We start from the raw sequence: 17,908 nt of genomic DNA, 5'->3' as shown, positions 1-17,908 counted from the left end.
AAGAATATGGAATTGAGTCACGAAAAAAACTTAATTGCCCTCAGCAAATTATTAAATGTGCTTTTACTGGTCGGCTTTATGGTCTTGGCCATCGTCAGCATCGTTTTAGGTTTAGCCCTCAATCGAACCATGAACCATCAAGAACGAACCTTCTTACCACCGACCGTTTCACAAGCTTTCACCCTCTCTTCGGAACAAGTCGACGCACCCTACTTACAAATGATGGGAGAGTACTTTCTTTTCCTTAAACTCAATGTCACCCCTGTGAATGTCTCTCGTCAATACGGGCGCTTGCTCGACTATGTCCCGCCCGAGCAGTGGGCAGGTATTCAACCACTCCTCATCACTGACGCCACTCACATTCAAAAAAGCAACATCAGCAGCCGCTTTGACCCGCTTCCAGGTCAAACGCACGTCTCCCTTGATTCCATGCAAATAAAACAAAAAGGCCAACTCATCAAAACGGTAGGCGACAGAACCTTACCCGCCGAAGAGGTGACCTACATCGTACAGATGGCGTACGACAACGGTTTACTAGAGCTGCATGGCATCATGAAAGAGGAACAACCCAATGATTAAGTTATTCATACTTCTCCTTTCTGCACTTTTCATGGCTCAGCCAGCCTTAGCCAGCAAAGACAATGTACCCAAAGCCACGTTCACCTTTAACGACGGCGATACCATTCCTATCCAACTCTCTTCGATCAACATTAACCGATTGAGAGTGAAGTCCGATAAGATCTCAAACATCGTCTGCCCGCGAGGGTTTTGTACCACGACAGGCAACCAAAAAGACAAAACAGGCTCAGTGTCACTCAAAATCAACATCGCCTTACCGTTTACCGCGCACGTCACCACCACAAAAGGTCGACTGTTTGCGCTATTCATCACCCCAAAGGCAACGCCTGCCATTGTCACCGAGTTTGTCCCCTCTCAACGCTATGCCGATGAGAAGTCTGTATTCCAGCGCAATTTTGATTATCCAACCGCCATCGCTGCATTCAGTAAATCCATGATGCAGTGGCAACATTCCAAGCAACCCATAGCAGGCTTTAGTGTTCACCTCGTCGACCCTAAGACATTACCTAAAGACACCAGCGCATTACCTGTGATCCCCCAAGTCATCTTTGTAGGGAAAGACTACTCCGGCATCATTTACAAAGTCACCAACCCGTCGAGCCAACCTGTCACCCTCACCACCGCACAATTTTACAGCTATGCCGCAAGAAGTGCCGCCCTCGATAAGTTCGACCTTAAGCCTCAAGAATCGACACACCTATACGTCGTGACCGGTGGAGGTGCGAACGATGTTAAGTAAATTAAAAAAAGCACTCTTCCGTGATGCTCAAGGAGGGTTCGAAGAAGGGGGAGAGGTCAACGAACAAACCCAAACCCGCAATAAGAACATCACCATCATCTCAGCGGTTTTGCTTGCACTTGCGGCTTTTGCCATCTATCAAGCAACGAGACCGGACACAAGTAACCAGGCACATCAAGCGGCACCACCTGCGGAATTTGGGACGATTGTCGAACCGGACTTTACCGAAAAAGACAACCAATCCGCCCTCTCTTTACAACAAAACTCGTTATCCAGTTTAGAGAAAAGACTGGAGGACGCGATATCTCAATTAAGCGCATTGTCCAAAGAGACCGAAAGCAAAATTGAAAAAGCCAAGATTGAGACAAAGCGATTGGTCGAGCAACAAGTCCGTAAAGAAAGTCAGCAGACAGAGGCGCGTTTAAAAGACCGCATCAAAGAGCTCGAGTCACAGCCACTGCCAGGCATGTCTCAAGCAGCGCTCAACCCTCAACACCCGACAACGGTCAATACTCCGGTCACCTTTGGGGCGAGAAACTTACCACCAAGGCCAACCCCCTATTCTGACAACAACCCCAATATCGAAGAGATGCAATACAACGGGCCTGAGCAAGCGGTGTTTGCGAAAGACGTCTTTGACAGTCACGATTTTTTTTGGGAAGAGTCGGAAGACGAGCGTGAACGAAAAACCACTGAAAACTACGTACCAACAGGCACGTTTGTGACAGCTGTTGTAACCGGCGGCGCAGACGCTAACGCCGGTGTGCTAGGCCAAGGTGACACAACACCGGTTGTGTTTCAGACCGTGAACTCAGGGGTGTTACCGAACGGCAAACCCTCACACCTCAACGATTGTACGATCACCGCCTCCGTCTACGGTGAAATTTCATCGAGCCGGGGCATTGTACGCACTGATCGCATGAGCTGCATTTTGGACAGCAATGAAATTTTAGATCTGCCCGTCAAAGGCACCGCCTTTAATTTTGGTCGCAATGGCATCCGTGGCACTACCATTTTAAAAAATGGGAAAATTGTCCAAATGGCCGGTATCGCAGGCATTTTAACGGGGCTAGGTGAAACCGGACAAGCTCTGTCTCAAACTACCTCAACATCCGCATTGGGCTCAACACAAAGCCTCAACAGTGAAGATGCTCTGGTTAACTTACTTGGCAATGCCACCTCGAGCGTGGGAAGCAAGCTGGCCGATTACTACATCAAACTCGCTGAAATGTATCACCCTATCGTCGAAATTAACCCAGGGGCCGTCGTCAATATCGTGTTTCTTGATGGTTTTCCATTAGATCCATTAAAAGCTGAAGAGTACGAACAACAGCTCGCCGAACAAGCCATGCCCTCAGCCAACTCAAATCAAATTTTAGACATCATTACCAATACGCCACTCAATCCGCTGGCCAATGACCTGACACAACAGGGCATTGAGACGCCTCCTACTCCATTCGGTTCAAAATAGGAAAAGGCCATGAAAAACACCATCTTAATTACACTGTCACTTTTGTTATCAGGCTGCGCCGCCGGTTTAGGGGAAGACTACAGTTGTACACAAGTCGGCGGGGTCCCAGGGTGCACATCTATGGACGAAGTACGCAATAACCTCCATCGTTATAGTGCCCCACAAAGCTCAGAAACAACAGGCAGCTTCACCGGCGCTTTAACACACCCAAGCAGTTTCCTGGATTTACCAAGAAGGGACCGACACGGCACACCATCACGCACAGATGACGTGGTTAAAAAAGTCACCATCTTCCCGTTTGTCGACACACAAGGGAACTACGTCGATACCACTGACATTTACATCATCCTCGATGACAGCCGTTGGACCGGACGTCCTGCGCCTTCGATTTGGAGGGATTGATATGTTTTCAAGCACAACAGACCGTTGGAAAAAAGGCACGCTAGGCGCTTTTTTTCAAGACGCCAAAAAGCACCAGAATCACTTTCACAGTGAGTTGCCTTATCGCACCTTTGACAGTGAGCAAGGCGTGTTCCAAAACACACGCTCTCATGGTATAGGGTTTAAATTAGCCGTCCTTGGCGGGGCGAACGATGAGCTGATCCATTCATTAAACAAACTCATTTGTGAGTTTCCCCAAGGGGATAAATGGGATTATCAACTCAGCTTGTTTGGCCATAACAAAGTCGCGCATTACATTGAGGCCAATGCTGAAATCTTAGCTCGTCGAGGGGGAATTTGTGAAAGGCTTGCCCTGCAAGAGAGCGAGTATGCACAGTTTGCCGCCACAGAAGGCTTTTTTCACAGGCAACGTCATCACTTTGACTTGCGAGATTATGAGGCTTATTTCTTCATTTCAACCAGCACCAAAGACGATGAAGCCCTGGTTGAAATCAGAGAGTCGATCGAAACGACGCTTCATCAACTCGGCATTCAAACCGTTCGAATGACACCCGAGCTGTTCATTACCTACGTCGGTGACATCACCAATTTCGACCGTCAACAGGACCGCCCTATCGGGCGTGATTACAACCCCTTCGATCCCATCAATCAGCAAGTGTTGTCACCCGACACCGAGCTCATGGTCAATCGCAGTTTCATCCATACCCGATACACCAATCAGATAGGCCGAGATACCCACACACAGATAGTCGGACTGGGGCTTTCCCGCTTACCCGCCGATTATCGACTTTATGCCTTGCCGGAGTGTTTCGCGTCCATTCGTAACATTGCCCGTCATCTAACCTGCCCTCACCTATTAACCTTGAATTTCAGGCAAGAGGTGAATGGCAAGGTTGAACATGACAACAACAAAAAAATCAATGATTTGACTAAAACAGTTGGTTCTAAACTGGCCCTTATCATGCCAACCGCTGCTGATGAACTGGAAGAAAGAAAGCAAATCCAAAAAGGACTCAGTGATAAAGAGTTTACCTTAACCTCTATGGTACTCGGTTTAACTCTTTTTACTGACGAAGACAATCGTCGACGCGACACACAAGCCGCGAAAGAGGCTTTTTCCGCAACCAGTCTCGATTTAATCCCACAACACATGTTGCAAGCCCAAAGCTTCTTATGCGCTCTCCCCTTCATGATGAGTGAAGGTTTTTGGAAAGACTGCCTGGTTGCCGGCCGTGTCCGTACTTTAAAAAGCTCGAACGCCGTCAATTTCTTTCCTATGGTACTCGACTTTAAAACCTTAAGTGGCGGCTTACTGTTACCAACCATGCGTGGTCAAATCTCCTTTTTTGACCCCTTTAATTGCGGCAGTGATAACAAAAACATTGCCCTCACCGGCGGCTCAGGGGCCGGTAAAAGCTTCTTTGTCGAAAACCTGGCGAAAGCTGTGTATGCCAAGGGTGGAAAGGTGTGGATCATCGATAAAGGCGCCAGTTATAAAAAACTCACTCTAATGTTAGGAGGTGCTTATCTCGATCACAAAACCATCTTCCTCAACCCCTTCACTCACTTAGGACAGTTTACACAAGCGCAAGCCTTTGCCGATGAGGAAGGCGAAACCGTCGATCCAATGAAAGAAGCGCTCAGCAACATCACCGCGCTGTTTGCCACCATCGCCTCCCCCTACCAAGAATTGGACAATTATCAATTGGCCATATTGGGTGATGCCATTGTGAAAGCTTGGGATCGCAAAAAAACCGAAACCTTGGTTGATGATGTACAACAAGCGTTGTTTGAGATGGCCCAGGAGTACGATAACGATCGACGCATCAAAGACATCGGCGTTCAACTGAATAAATACTGCACGACCGGCATTTATGGCGATACGTTTAATAAACCTTCCATGCTCGATCCTAAAACGGACATCACCACGCTTGAACTCGATGGCTTCAATGAAGACGTATTACGCCCTGTTATTTTTGCACTCATCGTATCAATTAATCAGCAGATGTATTTATCGGGCTCTCGCTCTACAGAAAAGATGTGCATCATTGAAGAAGCCTGGAGCTTACTCAGCGGAGCAAACGCTCAAGCCAAAATGTTCATTAACACCGGTTATCGAACGGCACGTAAATTTGGAGGCTCGTTCACGACCGTGACGCAAGGCATCATCGACTTTTTTGCCAACGCCGAAGCCAAAGCCAGTTACGACAACTCAGACATTCACATGACGCTAAGACAAGGGGAAGGGTTTGATAAGTTCCTCGCCGATCATCCAGAAGCATTCAGCGCTATCGAACAGAGCGTCATTAAAAGCTTTCCTCGTGCCAGTGAAGCGGGATACAGCTGCATACGCATCAAAGCAGGGGGACACGTCTCTTATCACCGCATTTTTTCCGACCCGTTCTCACGTGCCTGTTTGAGTACAGAGCCTCATGAATATGAGTTTTGTGAAAAGCTCACCAATGAAGGCATGCCGTTAATGGACGCAATAGAACTCACTACCGAACACTTCTACGGTAAGGAAATAAAAACATTCGAAGCGGCCCTTAAAGCAAAAAGAGAAGGAAAACCAGCATGATACGCTTCATTCCATTCATGATACTGACCCTCAGCTTGTCCGTCTTAACGTCGGTAGGCACTTTTTTCATATTGAGCTCAGCGCACACCCAAACACTCGTGAGTTTTGACGTCAAAAGCACGATTGACGCCTACCACCAAAGCCTCATTACCAAGGAGATCAGCCTAGAGGCCCAAACGCAGCGATTGACCCAATTCGTTGACATCATGAACAACGAAGTCAGCCAATATCAAAAGGAGCACAACGTCGTTGTACTCATCAGTGCGGCGGTCGTCGATGGCACCGTCGACATTACCCCTCAAATCCAACAAGCGATCATCCAGCATTATCAAGAACGCGGAGGGAACCAATGAAAATCACACTCATCCTAGTGGGATTAAGCCTCTGCTTCATGGCCCAGGCCAAAGAATTAGGTCGTATCGGCCCCACCTTTCCGATTGGCGAAATAGACATGCTGATCTGGATTGAAAACCGTCTCAAAGGGTTTGAAGCTTCGGGGCAACTCGACGATATGAAACACGAGTTCTCCGAGCGCGTAAAACAAAGTGTTGAAACCCCAACACCTGTCAACCTTCCAACCACACTGGCTCCGAAGGTGTTTCATGTCGACCCTAGCCTGACACTGCCTCAAGACTTGGTCGACCCAACCACAGGGAAAATATTTGCGAAAGCCGGCACAACCATCAACCCATTCGATCCCAAGACGTGGCCAAACGGCGCTCAATACCCACAGTTTGAATACCGAACAGCTCTCGCGTTCTTTGATGCTCAAGATGCTCAGCAACTCGCCTGGGCAAAAAATCTCACCGCATCCAAGCCCATCAAATGGGTGTTAACGGGCGGCAGCCCAAATCAAGTGGCCAAAGCCTTAGACTCCCGCATCTATTTTGATCAACAAGGCAGTTTAACCACAAGGCTTCACCTTAAACATGTCCCAAGTTTGGTCGAGCAGTCAGGCATTCATTGGAAAGTCACTGAGTTTGACGTCAGTCACATTCAACCGGAGAGCCAACCATGAGTCGCCTTTTCTCCTTATTCAGCATGATCTTTTTAAGCCTCACCATCAGCACCCAAGTAAATGCCGCGTCAGCCGCATGCTCGGCCCGATTCATCAACCCCATTAGTGATATTTGTTGGAGCTGTATGTTTCCGATGACCGTTGGCTCAGTGCCCTTAATCCCATCGAGCTACCCGGACACTTCGAACCCTTCGATGCCCATCTCTTATTGCCCGAAACCCCCGCCTATTTTTGTGCAAATCGGGTTAAACATTGGTTATTGGGAGCCCTACGCATTAACGGACGTCACGCGTGTGCCGTATTGCATGGTGAACATGGGACTAGAGCTTGGCGGAGCCAACATGCAGCGCATTGGGGGGCGAACCACTGCGCGTGACAATGACAGCAGTGACGGCGGTTTTTATCATGCGCATTGGTATAAGTACCCGATCATTTATTGGTTGCAACTCATCCAATCCACAGCATGTATGGCCACCGACGTGTTTGACGTGGCGTATTTAACCGAAATTGATCCACTGTGGGACGATGATGAACTCTCCTTCATCTTAAACCCCGAAGCGATTTTGTTTGGTAACCCCATCGCTCAGCTTGCGTGTATTCCCGAGGCTATCGCGACCACCACCAATCACGCCTTACCCTTCGATGCGCTTTTTTGGTGTTTAGGCTCACAAGGCAGCGCTTACCCACTCACCGGGACCACCAATTATCGCGACACTCCGATACAGGCCGGAACACTGATCATGGAGCGATTGAACTACAAGCTGCATCGTCAAGGCATTGTTTGGGAAACAAGCGGGGAAGACGGCGCCATTTGTTATCAATACCCAACACCCATTCTTCCAAAATCTCGTTACCGCTATCAGATGAGTGCTCCTATCCCTGACGCCGGGTGGTGTCACCCCTACACCACAACAACCGCTATCTGGGAAATGGGACATGACAACCCAACGACCGGGGATAATTTTGGCTTTGTGCAATGGCGCAAACGTAACTGCGTATTTTTATAAAAAAGGTTCAACTATGACACGACTACATCAAGCCATCTGTGCCATCGTCGCCATGTTTTTATTCACCTTAACGACGGAGTACGCCACCGTACAACTGACTCCGGCCGCTTGGGGCTATTGGCTTTTCACCTCACTCATTTGTTTTGGGCTCCTTGCTTGGAACTCAACCATGGAGTCGCACGTAACCTTATCATCAAAGCTCATCACGCTTATTGCACTGCTTGCGTTAGGAGAATTAATGAGACGAATTTGGCCCTCAGGCATCACCTTCAATATTGTCATGATGCTATCTCTCTTGGTGTTCATCAGCGGGTTAACCCAAAGTAACCAGGCAACGCACTCCCCCAAAAAAGAGCATGAACAGGAAGAAAAATCATGATCACATTCATTACCGGCCGCTTAAACGGACATGAGCCAGATTTCCTCACCGCCGTAAAAACGAACACTTTATGCCTCATTTCTATGGACGGTCAACTGCTGGCGACAAGAGACGCCCCTCTATCAGGCTGGACTCATGAATCACTGTGTCAAACCAATGAGCTTGCGCAGTCCGAGTGGGCTTTTTGTGGCGTAGACGCTTATTTAGGTGATCAGTGGGTCGGCAGCTCTGAAATATAAAACTTAAGCTCGCTTTTCGTTGCGATAACGGGCGAAGCCCTTGTTGAACGAAAAGGAGCACCACTCGAAGAGTGGAGGATTAATGAGGGTTAACGCCATGAAAAAACCAAAAAACTTACTTTTAAACAATTCTGCAATGCATCGTGACAAAGCCAAAGAAGGAGAAAAAATCATGACAAAAGTTTGGGGACTGCTCCTGCTATTTTTAAGTAACCCTTCTTTAGCTTCAATAGGTTACACACCAGAAGAATTAAAATCCTTATCCAACCTAGAGTTTAATGCAAAAGAGCAAGGGATAGACTCTGCATCTCAACAGGCTATCCAAACTCAACAAGCGAAAAGCATTCAGTTTCAAGAGCAAATACGCGCCGATGCCGCGTACTGGCAAGAAAAACTTGATCCCCGTTTTCTTAAAGGGGCAGTTGATATTCCACAGCCAACAGAGAATCCTAATGCGGCCCCAACAGGTGTGATGGTGTTTGTTTCTCTCACCATGCCGAAGCCAGCATTAAAGGCATTACTGAAACAAAGTGAAGCTTATCAAGTCCCCTTGGTGATCCGTGGTGTGCTACCTCAAGGCTTTGCGGCCACAGCAAAAAAAATCCAATCGCTCATCCAAGAGCCAGGTAAGACGCCGATTCAAAGTGGGTTTGCCATTTCACCGGAATGGTTTAGAACGTTCAATGTGACGGAAGTCCCCACCTTTGTTGTCGTTAAACCAGGTAAATGTCTTCCTAAACAACCTTGCACTGAAACAGATTACGATCGAGTTAAAGGTAACGTGTCTTTGAATGATGCCCTTCGTTTTTTACAAGAAGGCGATGCAAAAGACGTGGTGAAGGCTTTGTTAATGCGAGGGCCACAATGATGTTTTCTTTTCGTCACACCTTTTTGGTGCTCCTAATTTGGGGGCAGAGCGTACAAGCCGCGACTCAAGAGCAACAATATAATAACCACCTTGGTTGGGCTCAAAGTGCGCAGCAAAGTATCCCAAACCAGGCCAGCGGGAAGTTGGCCATTGAAGATTTATGCGCCGACGCTCAGTGTGTAAATCAAGTCAATAATCCCCCTCAAAAGTCCTTAAATGACGCGTCGATTGACAGTCAAAAAACCGGTGAGTTTTATTCAAATGAAAACGCCAATGCGATTCAGGACGGCTTTGACAAAGGCCGACCAAGTATCACCAATGATGCAGCGTTTGAATTTGCCTTACTTGGCCAAGAGCATGCTTATGACATTACCTATGGCATTTCTAACGAATATGTCGATTGTGACAGTGGTACTCAATGCAACATCGAGAATAAGCCAAGAAGTTGTAAGGCTCCTACGAATAACATCGTTGCTTGTTATGAGACTCCTTACGTGTCAGAACAAAACATCAAAACCGGAAGTGTTTCATTTCATTATAATGGCTTCACACCTGTTCATTATTCCCTCCCTACAGGCGTTACAGAGGTGACAGGAGTTAGTTTCCCGGGAGTGTTAACGTGCCAAGGATTGAGCTGTCTCCCCGCCATTAATAATGGTGTTCGATTTCGGCTAAACAATATTGTTATACATACAAAGCCTTACACCAGTGGCTTTAACACAACAACCGCAGAACGAAATAGTTGTTTATCCGGTGGTTTCCGTTATCTCTGTTTAAAAAAATACTCACCTTTTTATCAAGCGACAGGTATTGGAACCTCAAGAAATATCACTATTGATATTCTCAACGACTACGGCTTATTTAATGGCACATTCACTATTCATTACAAAGCTAGAGAAAACGTCATTAAATGGCAGTCTAGTTGCTCAACATTACTGCCTGAATGTCGACAAACCGGCCGCACCTGCGTGGAAGGGGCGGGAACTCGAGTCCTTAATGGTGTTAGCACTTACCTGAGTTGTTGGAAGTATAAAATCGACCATCAATGTGATTTAACCGATTCTTGCGCTTCTTTACCTACAGATTGTACGACGACCTCAAGTGCATGCAGCCTTATGCAAAATGGGGTTTGCGTTGAAAAGGAATTTAATAAGTCTTGTCCTGAGCAAACTTGCAGTACCACTAACCTCATTTGCGGTGAGGTCTCCTTCTGTCTTGATGGGGATTGCTATGGCGAAATGCCAAAACACAATACCGAATTTGACGAGTCCGCCGCCGCACTCGCCGCTCTTAACGCGGCCGCCGACGATTTAGGTGATCCACCGACCATGTTTAAAGGCAACGCCATGAAGTGTACCGATGGACTCTTTGGGTTTGCAGACTGCTGCAAAGACGGAGGGTGGGGAACCGATATTGGGGTAACCCAATGTGATGAAGATGAAAAAGCGCTCGGTCAAGCCAAAGAAAAGAAACTCACGATTGCCCTTGGCTCTTATTGTGCCAATAAAGTGTTCGGCGCCTGTACTCGCCAAAAGAAAACCTACTGCGTGTATGACAGCAAAATGGCCCGCATCATTCAAGAGCAAGGCAATAAGAACCAATTAGGCAGCAGCTTTGGTTCAGCGAAAAATCCGATATGCGATCCTCTTACACCCGAGCAATTACAAAGCATCAATTTTGAGCACATCGATTTCAGTGATTTCTATGAAGACATGCACGCAGATATGGAGTTACCCAATACTGATGAAATCAAAGACCGCCTTGAAAGCGCATTGACACAGGGGTGAAGTCACGATGAAAACGAATGCCTTAGTTCTCACCCTTTTATTGAGCTTGCCATACAGTCAAAGCGCGGCAACCAATGAGCCTCATGCAGGGTGGAAATGGTACAACGAGCCAAAAGCACAACCGGTTAAAAAGCCGCAACGAGTCCCCCTTCAAAACAGCTCAGCCACTATTTCACCAACCAGAACACTCTCTGCCACAGAGCAGATGGAGTGGTTTCATCAAGCCTTTAAAGAGGCGGTGAACGATTCCACGATTAACCCAACCGATGAAGAGAAATATTTGAAGGTCATGAAGTTAAAGCACTTCATCGAGACAAAAACAGCGCAAACCGGCATGACGCATAAAAAGCTGTTACTCGAACACCCTGAATACTCTTACATCAAAGACAGACCCGTAGAACAAGCGGCTCGTAGCACTTATTACGCCCAGGAGCGTCACGCTAAAGGCGAAGCAGTAGAAAAGATGAAAGCACAAGGGTGGGGTTTTTTCTTTGTCTATCAAGGGGAAGATGCTCTCAGCCAAACCTTAGCACCATCAGTACAAGCCTTTGCTGACACGCATAGTATGGAATTGCTCGGTATCAGCGAAGATGACGTATTCATCGATGCCGTCAAAAACAACCGTAACAATGATGGAAAGGTCGTAGTGCCGTTCACGCCCGCCCTTTTATTAGTGAACCCAACCACCGGCGAGTTCAAACCTCTTGCTTACGGTTTTATTTCTCAAAACGAGTTATTAGGCCGCTTTTACAACGTTGCTAATGACTACCAAACACCGGACTTTTAACGAAATGCCTTCAACCCCAGCAAGAGTAAAACAATAAACACAATAGCGATCCCCACAGGATCACGAGAATACAGTTCAACAATAGCTGGACCAATTAAACCATCAAACATAATCAGAATTTCACTTTAAAGCAGGACACAAGAATGAAGCTTTTAAAACATCAATGTCACAATATCATATCAAATATCTCTTTCATTGAATGCCTTGTTGCCTTATCCCTATTTATCGCAGTGTGTGGCATACAACTCACGAACGAATTAGCCGCATTCGACGCCGTCCATTTTGTAGTGGCGGCCCTCTTCTCCACTCTGTTGTATCTATTTCGACGCTGGACGCACAAAAGACAACCTCAACCATCAATCATGTTCACCGTCCTATTATTCACTCTTGCCATCTCTCTTCTTGCTCTGATTGAGGCGCATACACCTTTAAAAATAATCAACACGCTTTGTTTCGCCCTACTCATGTTAGCCGTGGTTACACCACACAATAAACAAGGGGAATAACACCATGATGATTGAAAATACCGTTCACTCTCCCAGCCTTTCCTTTATGGACGTTATTTATCGAACATTTAAGGTCAGAGTGGGCTTACTTTGCCTTCTCGTACTCGTTTCGTTAATGCTAACGTCTTCTCATGTTTTTTGGACGCTGGCCGGGTTCACGTTACGAGGGTTAGAAGTTTTAACGCTTTGTGAATACATCCACCGAATAAGGCAACAGACTCAAAAAGCGGAACCGAATACTCCAAACGCAAAAATCCACCAAGTTTTTATCTTAGGGTGGTTAGGGCTTTTTGTCTTTGCGATTGGACTCGGGCTTTCAGCCTACCTCCCTGACTACTATCCCGTGATGTTCATGCTTTCAGCATTAACGCTGACCTGGGTGACATTCATCATTGTTAAACGCTATCAAATTTCTATACATATCGTGCGCATGAGTGCCGTGATGTGGGCGTCAAGTCTCTTGTTGATGGCTCTGTATTATGGGTGGTTTATTTGAATCTGTTTCGGAAAAAGCCCCATAAAACAACACAGAATAAGGCCCACAAGGCCCATTCCAAAAGAGAGCTCATCAACAGAAAACTCTCTTTAAATACATCATGTTCATTTCCCATAAGACACCTTCACTCTATAAAAAGGATAGTTAATATGAAATACATCTTTACTTTTATCGCTCTGCTGCTTGCCCCTATTCAGGCGGCTCATGCAACCATGAACAACCAATACGCGATGGTGTTCTTCTTTCGCAGTGACTGCGCGTATTGCCACGCGTTTGCACCTACTCTCAAGCAATTTACGCAAGCTAACTCACTGCCAACTTATGCGTTTACCCTCGATGGGAAATCCATGGGTCAATTTCCTGTGCCAATCCCTGCTACGCCAGAAGTCAGCCAACTCTTTTTTGATAACCCAAGAAGCATCACGGTTCCGGCCACATTTTTAATCAACGTAAACACACGTAAGTTTGTCCGTGTATCAGTGGGTAATGTCTCTTACCAGCAGCTCGAGCACAGCGTCAATGGCATTTTATCCGACTCAGAAGTCTTGGAGGCGATGCGATGATACGCCCTAAACCTAATGCACTTTCTCTTTCACTGGCGATAACGCTCTTGGTGACACCAATGACGCACGCCGCCGGCGTTAATGGCTCACTGGATTCCTTTTTTAACAGTCTGGGATACCACACCAACGTATCGAACCCAAGCTCATACAAAGGGCAATCCGCCAACTATTATAATGGCGGCTCTTTGTATGTGCGCTCTTCGGTTAAAAATGCGCAGCTTGCGGCCGTCACCATACCGTCGGTCAATGCGGGGTGCGGTGGGATTGACGCCTTCATGGGCGGTTTTTCTCACATCAACTCCGACCAATTGGTTCAATTTGGTAAAGCTGTGGTTGCCAATGCGGTTCCTTTTGCTGTGGATTTAGCCCTTCAAACTTGGGCCCCTCAAATCAAGCAAATACGCGACAACCTACAATCCATTGCCGATAAATGGCTCAATCAATCCATTAACTCCTGTGAAACCGCGCAAGCGGCCGTCGGGGGCTTAGCCGCCTTCGCTGGCCCTCAAGCCAAAAAACACGTTTGTGCCACCATGGGGACTCAAAATAACGCCTTTTCTGATTGGGTCGCCGCTCAACATGAATGTGGTGTGGGCGGCCAATCTAATGCGCAGTTGGCTAACGCTAGGAATAATGCGTCATTAGGAGACATCACAAAAACTAACCATAATCTCGTTTGGTCTGCCACGTTAAAAAATTCCTTCTTAGCCAGCGATACCGCCTTGGCTGAGTTTTTAATGAGTCTTTCTGGAACTTATATTTACGATAACCAAGGAAAGCCAAATTACCATGCAAGCCTACTGACCGATAACAACAACCTGGTACAAGCCTTATTAGAGGGCGGAGACATTGACTATTACCAATGCGACGACACGGACGCAAAAAAATGCTTATCCCCGACCAAAACCACGCTGACACTGACCGAAGCAAAAGGTTTACAAAGTCGAATTCGCACCTTACTTGAGCAGCTTTATAGCGCCCTGCTTAACGAGCAAGCGTTAACCACCGCTCAACAAGCCTTTTTGGAATACACCGAAACGCCGGTGCTCAGCATCTTTAGAAGTGCGGCGAGGGCGAACCGCTATCCCAATTTTGCGGCTTACTCTCGCATGATCTCGATTGAGCTCTTAAATCGTTATTTGAAAGGCATGCTCAACGTGGTTCAAGAGTCGATGGTTAACACTCAAATCGATCAAAAAGACATATCCCTCATTACTACGGACATCGATCGTGCCAAACGATACACCGACGGCCTCTCCGACAGGGCGATTCAGCTCATCCTTGAGCAAGAGCAACTCATTCAGGCGCATAAAAACAATGACGCCGATTATTTCGATGTACTCAACGACAAAACGCAGCAAAACATCACCTTTGGAGGTGCTTAATGAACTTTGAATATTACACCTACACGCAAGGGGCAACGCTGATGCGCGCTCTCAATGCTGTCGCGGCTTTTTTTGCTACGGACAGCTTTTCATCCTTACTTGCCATCGCACTGATGTTTGGCGCGGTAACGACCTTTACTTACTTCACGCTGACTCGCGATACCAAGCACCTCTATACCTTTGCGGCGATTTTCACTCTGGTTCCTCTCCTATTGATTGGTCAAAAAGGTCGCGTACAAATCATTGACCTTACCGAACCAACCGGAGTCTATTCAGTCGATAACGTCCCTTACATTGTGGCTATCCCTACCTGGTTCTTTTCAATGACCATGATGGGCGTCACCGAAACGGTTGAGACTATTTTTAACACCACCGACAACGAGCGCTACGGCCGAACCGGCATGTTGTTTGGCTCTAGGCTTTATAAACTGTCCAATCAATCGGACATCAAAAGCATCGAGTTAAGGCAACAATGGAACGACTTTTTCAAAAGCTGCATCATCGACGATATCGAAATTAACCGAAAATACACCTGGAATGCACTGTTTGAAGCGCCAGATATTTTTGCATTTTTAGATGGGACGACCATGAGCCCACTTCGTGGTGTCATGTTAAAAGGTCGAGATTTTAAAACTTGCGCGGAGTTTTACCCCACGTTAAAGCTCGCTATGGACCAAGAAGCGGCCCGCGATATGAACCTGCTCGGCACTTACCTTTATGGTAAAAATGCCGTCATTAACAAAGTACACTTAGAGAATGGCATCAGTGAAAGTTACCAGAACTTTGCGAATGTCTCGAACAACGCGGTCAATATCCTCCGACAAAATATGGCAATGAACGCCATACGTAACAGCATCAATACACTCAGTCCCACCAGTCAAGCTCTCAATTACGCGTACACTCAAAACAAAATGCAGCAGACGTCGATGTGGGCTTCACTCGGTATGCAAGCCAGGGAGTTTATCCCAATGATGCACACCATGATGTTCTTCATCTTTACGTGTTTAAGCTTTTTTGTGGCCGCCGCCGCTCTTATCCCCTCACTGACCAAATTGGTATTGAGTAATTACATCAAAACCTTTGCCTACTTAGCCACCTGGCCATCGTTATTCGCCATCTTAAACGCCATTATGTTGTGGACACTGGAAGCGCAATCGATAGAAACGGCCAACTTATATAACGGTCTGTCATTAAGAAACGATGAAGCACTCAGTGAATTGCATGAACGTTTCGCGTGGATGACCGGATTTCTTATGATGAGCATTCCGTTACTGGCCGGTAAAATATTGAGTGGGGGTGCATCCGCTATTCAGAGCTTGAACTACTCCATGGCGAGCATGATTAACAGCACCAATTCGCGGGTTTCTGCGGCGGCGTCGACGGGTAATTTGGACTTTGGTAACTTGCAGATGCAAAACCACAGTTACAACAACACGTCAGCCAACAAGTTTGATGACAACGTCCTCATGAGAAGTGGCATGTCGTCGATACAACAGTCCGATGGTTCAATGACCAATACGTATCATCATGATACCAATCGTCAGACCTACAATGCGCAAGAAACCGAATCGAAGCCGTTATGGTCAGCCAGTGTCGCAAGCACCATCCAAAACAGCGTCAATGACCAATACTCCACAGCACTGTCGGCACAAAAGCAGGCCACCAACAACCTCAATGATGCCTATTCCAACGGGATGCAAATCAATGACCGATGGAATGACGCCTGGTCAAAAAACCAATCTTATGGCGATGGCCACAACCTCTCAACCGAAGGGCAAATCTCGACGTCTCGTTCCACTATGGAATCGGCCATCGACAACATGTCTCAAACCATGGGTTGGACACAAGACCAGTCTCGTGCTTTTGCTAGTGCAGCGACCGCGAGTGGTGGTGTAAGCCTACCGAGCGCGTTAACCGGCGGCGTTCTCCAAGGGGGTGTTGAGGCAAGATGGAGCAATGAAGAACGCAACGCTTACAGCAATATGACCGCTGAGCAAAAACAAGCCATGCAGCAAGCCAGTGAGCAATACAATGAAGGAGCCACCGAAATGCAGCGAGCGGGACGCACGCTCGACACCAAAGAAAACCGCAGTGAGATGGAGCAATACGCCCACGACTTCTCTCTCAATCACCAACGTACTCAAGCCCTTAGCGCCTCAGTGATGGAAGCCAACTCTTCCGTGGATAGCCTCAGTAATATGCGCTCACACATGGAGAGCGATTCATCCAACTTCACCAGCAGCGCCATCAGCGGGTTCCAACACTACCTTGAAAACGATCTTCGCATGAACAAGGGCGAAATCCAACGCATCATGACCGCAAGACTGCCAGAAGACATCAATGATGCAAAAAGCCGATTTGATGAATACACCCAATCGGACAGCTTTAAGAACAGCTTTGGGGTCAACCCGTCTAGCTCAAGCATTGAAGATTTGAAAGACTTATATCAACCCAAAAACCTAGGGAATGCACCCACACTCAATCCTGAGCAGAGTACGTTAGTCGGTCAAGGGGCAGGAGTGGCGCAAAGCAAAATTGAAGAAGTGACGGCTGACATGATAAACCTCAAAGGCAGTGACACGCTCTACGATAACTCAACCTACCGTAACGTCAGAGGCAATGCCTTGCTCGCAGGCGGACACATGCAAAACCAAGCCAATGAGCCGTTAGCGTCACCCCAACCGACCAATGACGTGAAACAAGAAGTCGATAACCAGTTAACACGCCAAGAAAGCGCAGGGAGCACACAACCAGACACCGGTTACCACTACACCACTCAGAACCCAAATAAAAACGGATAGCGGTCAAGTTTTCGCCTCGATTTGAATGAAATTCAACCTTAATACTGTTATAATATTCAGCAGTAAGGTTAATTAAGGAATGCTAATATGAAAATTACATCTTTGATGCTCACGCTACTTATGTCGGTGGTTTCACTCAATGTCTCGGCCAATTCACTCCCACCGTGGAACAAGAGTCCACAACTGGAAGCTTTGATTGTGGAGTTTAAGCAACAATACCATTCCGAACACCTGTCCGATTTTAGACAAAAGCAAATGAGCAAAGTCAACAACCTCTCTTACTTCATTCGCTTCATTGATAAA

17 protein-coding genes and 1 pseudogene are annotated in these 17,908 nt (G+C 47.0%); all 18 read left to right on the top strand.

The window, feature by feature from the left end:
• Positions 1–6: 6 nt before the first annotated feature.
• On the top strand, positions 7–579 hold the full coding sequence (traE, locus tag AB6E85_RS21540) for a type IV conjugative transfer system protein TraE (RefSeq protein WP_372144204.1): 573 nt from the start codon (positions 7–9) through the stop codon (positions 577–579).
• A complete protein-coding gene (traK, locus tag AB6E85_RS21535) occupies positions 572–1,318 on the top strand; it encodes a type-F conjugative transfer system secretin TraK (RefSeq protein WP_372144202.1) in 747 nt (248 codons plus the stop codon). Before traE ends, traK begins: the two co-directional genes overlap by 8 nt.
• On the top strand, positions 1,308–2,789 hold the full coding sequence (locus tag AB6E85_RS21530; RefSeq protein ID WP_372144200.1) for a TrbI/VirB10 family protein: 1,482 nt from the start codon (positions 1,308–1,310) through the stop codon (positions 2,787–2,789). The genes traK and AB6E85_RS21530 overlap by 11 nt, the downstream gene beginning before the upstream one ends.
• A gap of 9 nt (positions 2,790–2,798) precedes the next feature.
• Positions 2,799–3,191 carry a type IV conjugative transfer system lipoprotein TraV gene (gene traV / locus AB6E85_RS21525; protein WP_372144198.1) on the top strand — a complete coding sequence of 131 codons (393 nt, stop codon included), beginning with the start codon at positions 2,799–2,801 and terminating at the stop codon, positions 3,189–3,191.
• Between the two features lies 1 nt (position 3,192).
• Entirely contained in the window at positions 3,193–5,769 is a 2,577-nt protein-coding gene (gene traC / locus AB6E85_RS21520; protein ID WP_372144196.1) for a type IV secretion system protein TraC, read from the top strand.
• A complete protein-coding gene (gene trbI / locus AB6E85_RS21515) occupies positions 5,766–6,122 on the top strand; it encodes a type-F conjugative transfer system protein TrbI (RefSeq protein WP_372144194.1) in 357 nt (118 codons plus the stop codon). The genes traC and trbI overlap by 4 nt, the downstream gene beginning before the upstream one ends.
• Positions 6,119–6,787, top strand: coding sequence for a type-F conjugative transfer system protein TraW (gene traW / locus AB6E85_RS21510; protein ID WP_372144192.1), 669 nt, complete (start codon positions 6,119–6,121; stop codon positions 6,785–6,787). Before trbI ends, traW begins: the two co-directional genes overlap by 4 nt.
• Before the next feature lie 23 nt (positions 6,788–6,810).
• Complete coding sequence (gene traU / locus AB6E85_RS21505; protein WP_372144238.1) at positions 6,811–7,794, top strand: conjugal transfer pilus assembly protein TraU; 984 nt, start codon at positions 6,811–6,813, stop codon at positions 7,792–7,794.
• 13 nt (positions 7,795–7,807) lie between these two features.
• Positions 7,808–8,173 carry a hypothetical protein gene (locus AB6E85_RS21500; RefSeq protein WP_372144190.1) on the top strand — a complete coding sequence of 122 codons (366 nt, stop codon included), beginning with the start codon at positions 7,808–7,810 and terminating at the stop codon, positions 8,171–8,173.
• Entirely contained in the window at positions 8,170–8,412 is a 243-nt protein-coding gene (locus AB6E85_RS21495) for a hypothetical protein (RefSeq protein ID WP_372144188.1), read from the top strand. The genes AB6E85_RS21500 and AB6E85_RS21495 overlap by 4 nt, the downstream gene beginning before the upstream one ends.
• A 97-nt stretch (positions 8,413–8,509) precedes the next feature.
• The gene (trbC, locus tag AB6E85_RS21490; RefSeq protein ID WP_372144186.1) at positions 8,510–9,280 is read left to right on the top strand and encodes a type-F conjugative transfer system pilin assembly protein TrbC; all 771 of its coding nucleotides are present in this window, start codon (positions 8,510–8,512) and stop codon (positions 9,278–9,280) included.
• A complete protein-coding gene (gene traN / locus AB6E85_RS21485) occupies positions 9,277–11,067 on the top strand; it encodes a type-F conjugative transfer system mating-pair stabilization protein TraN (RefSeq protein WP_372144184.1) in 1,791 nt (596 codons plus the stop codon). The genes trbC and traN overlap by 4 nt, the downstream gene beginning before the upstream one ends.
• 7 nt (positions 11,068–11,074) lie before the next feature.
• Complete coding sequence (gene traF / locus AB6E85_RS21480; RefSeq protein ID WP_372144182.1) at positions 11,075–11,854, top strand: type-F conjugative transfer system pilin assembly protein TraF; 780 nt, start codon at positions 11,075–11,077, stop codon at positions 11,852–11,854.
• A gap of 510 nt (positions 11,855–12,364) precedes the next feature.
• Positions 12,365–12,856, top strand: coding sequence for a hypothetical protein (locus AB6E85_RS21475; RefSeq protein ID WP_372144180.1), 492 nt, complete (start codon positions 12,365–12,367; stop codon positions 12,854–12,856).
• Between the two features lie 149 nt (positions 12,857–13,005).
• Positions 13,006–13,419, top strand: a complete 414-nt coding sequence (trbB, locus tag AB6E85_RS21470; protein ID WP_372144178.1) for a type-F conjugative transfer system pilin assembly thiol-disulfide isomerase TrbB — start codon at positions 13,006–13,008, stop codon at positions 13,417–13,419.
• Positions 13,416–14,804 carry a conjugal transfer protein TraH gene (locus AB6E85_RS21465; RefSeq protein WP_372144176.1) on the top strand — a complete coding sequence of 463 codons (1,389 nt, stop codon included), beginning with the start codon at positions 13,416–13,418 and terminating at the stop codon, positions 14,802–14,804. Before trbB ends, AB6E85_RS21465 begins: the two co-directional genes overlap by 4 nt.
• The gene (locus tag AB6E85_RS21460) at positions 14,804–17,605 is read left to right on the top strand and encodes a conjugal transfer protein TraG N-terminal domain-containing protein (RefSeq protein WP_372144174.1); all 2,802 of its coding nucleotides are present in this window, start codon (positions 14,804–14,806) and stop codon (positions 17,603–17,605) included. Before AB6E85_RS21465 ends, AB6E85_RS21460 begins: the two co-directional genes overlap by 1 nt.
• An 87-nt stretch (positions 17,606–17,692) precedes the next feature.
• Positions 17,693–17,908 (top strand): annotated as a pseudogene (locus AB6E85_RS21455) (hypothetical protein); the annotation flags it as partial.

The sequence above is a fragment of the Vibrio sp. 10N.247.311.51 genome (genome assembly GCF_041467855.1).
In the GTDB taxonomy this organism is placed as follows: domain Bacteria; phylum Pseudomonadota; class Gammaproteobacteria; order Enterobacterales; family Vibrionaceae; genus Vibrio; species Vibrio coralliirubri.
This window is presented reverse-complemented; position numbering and strand designations above follow the sequence as displayed.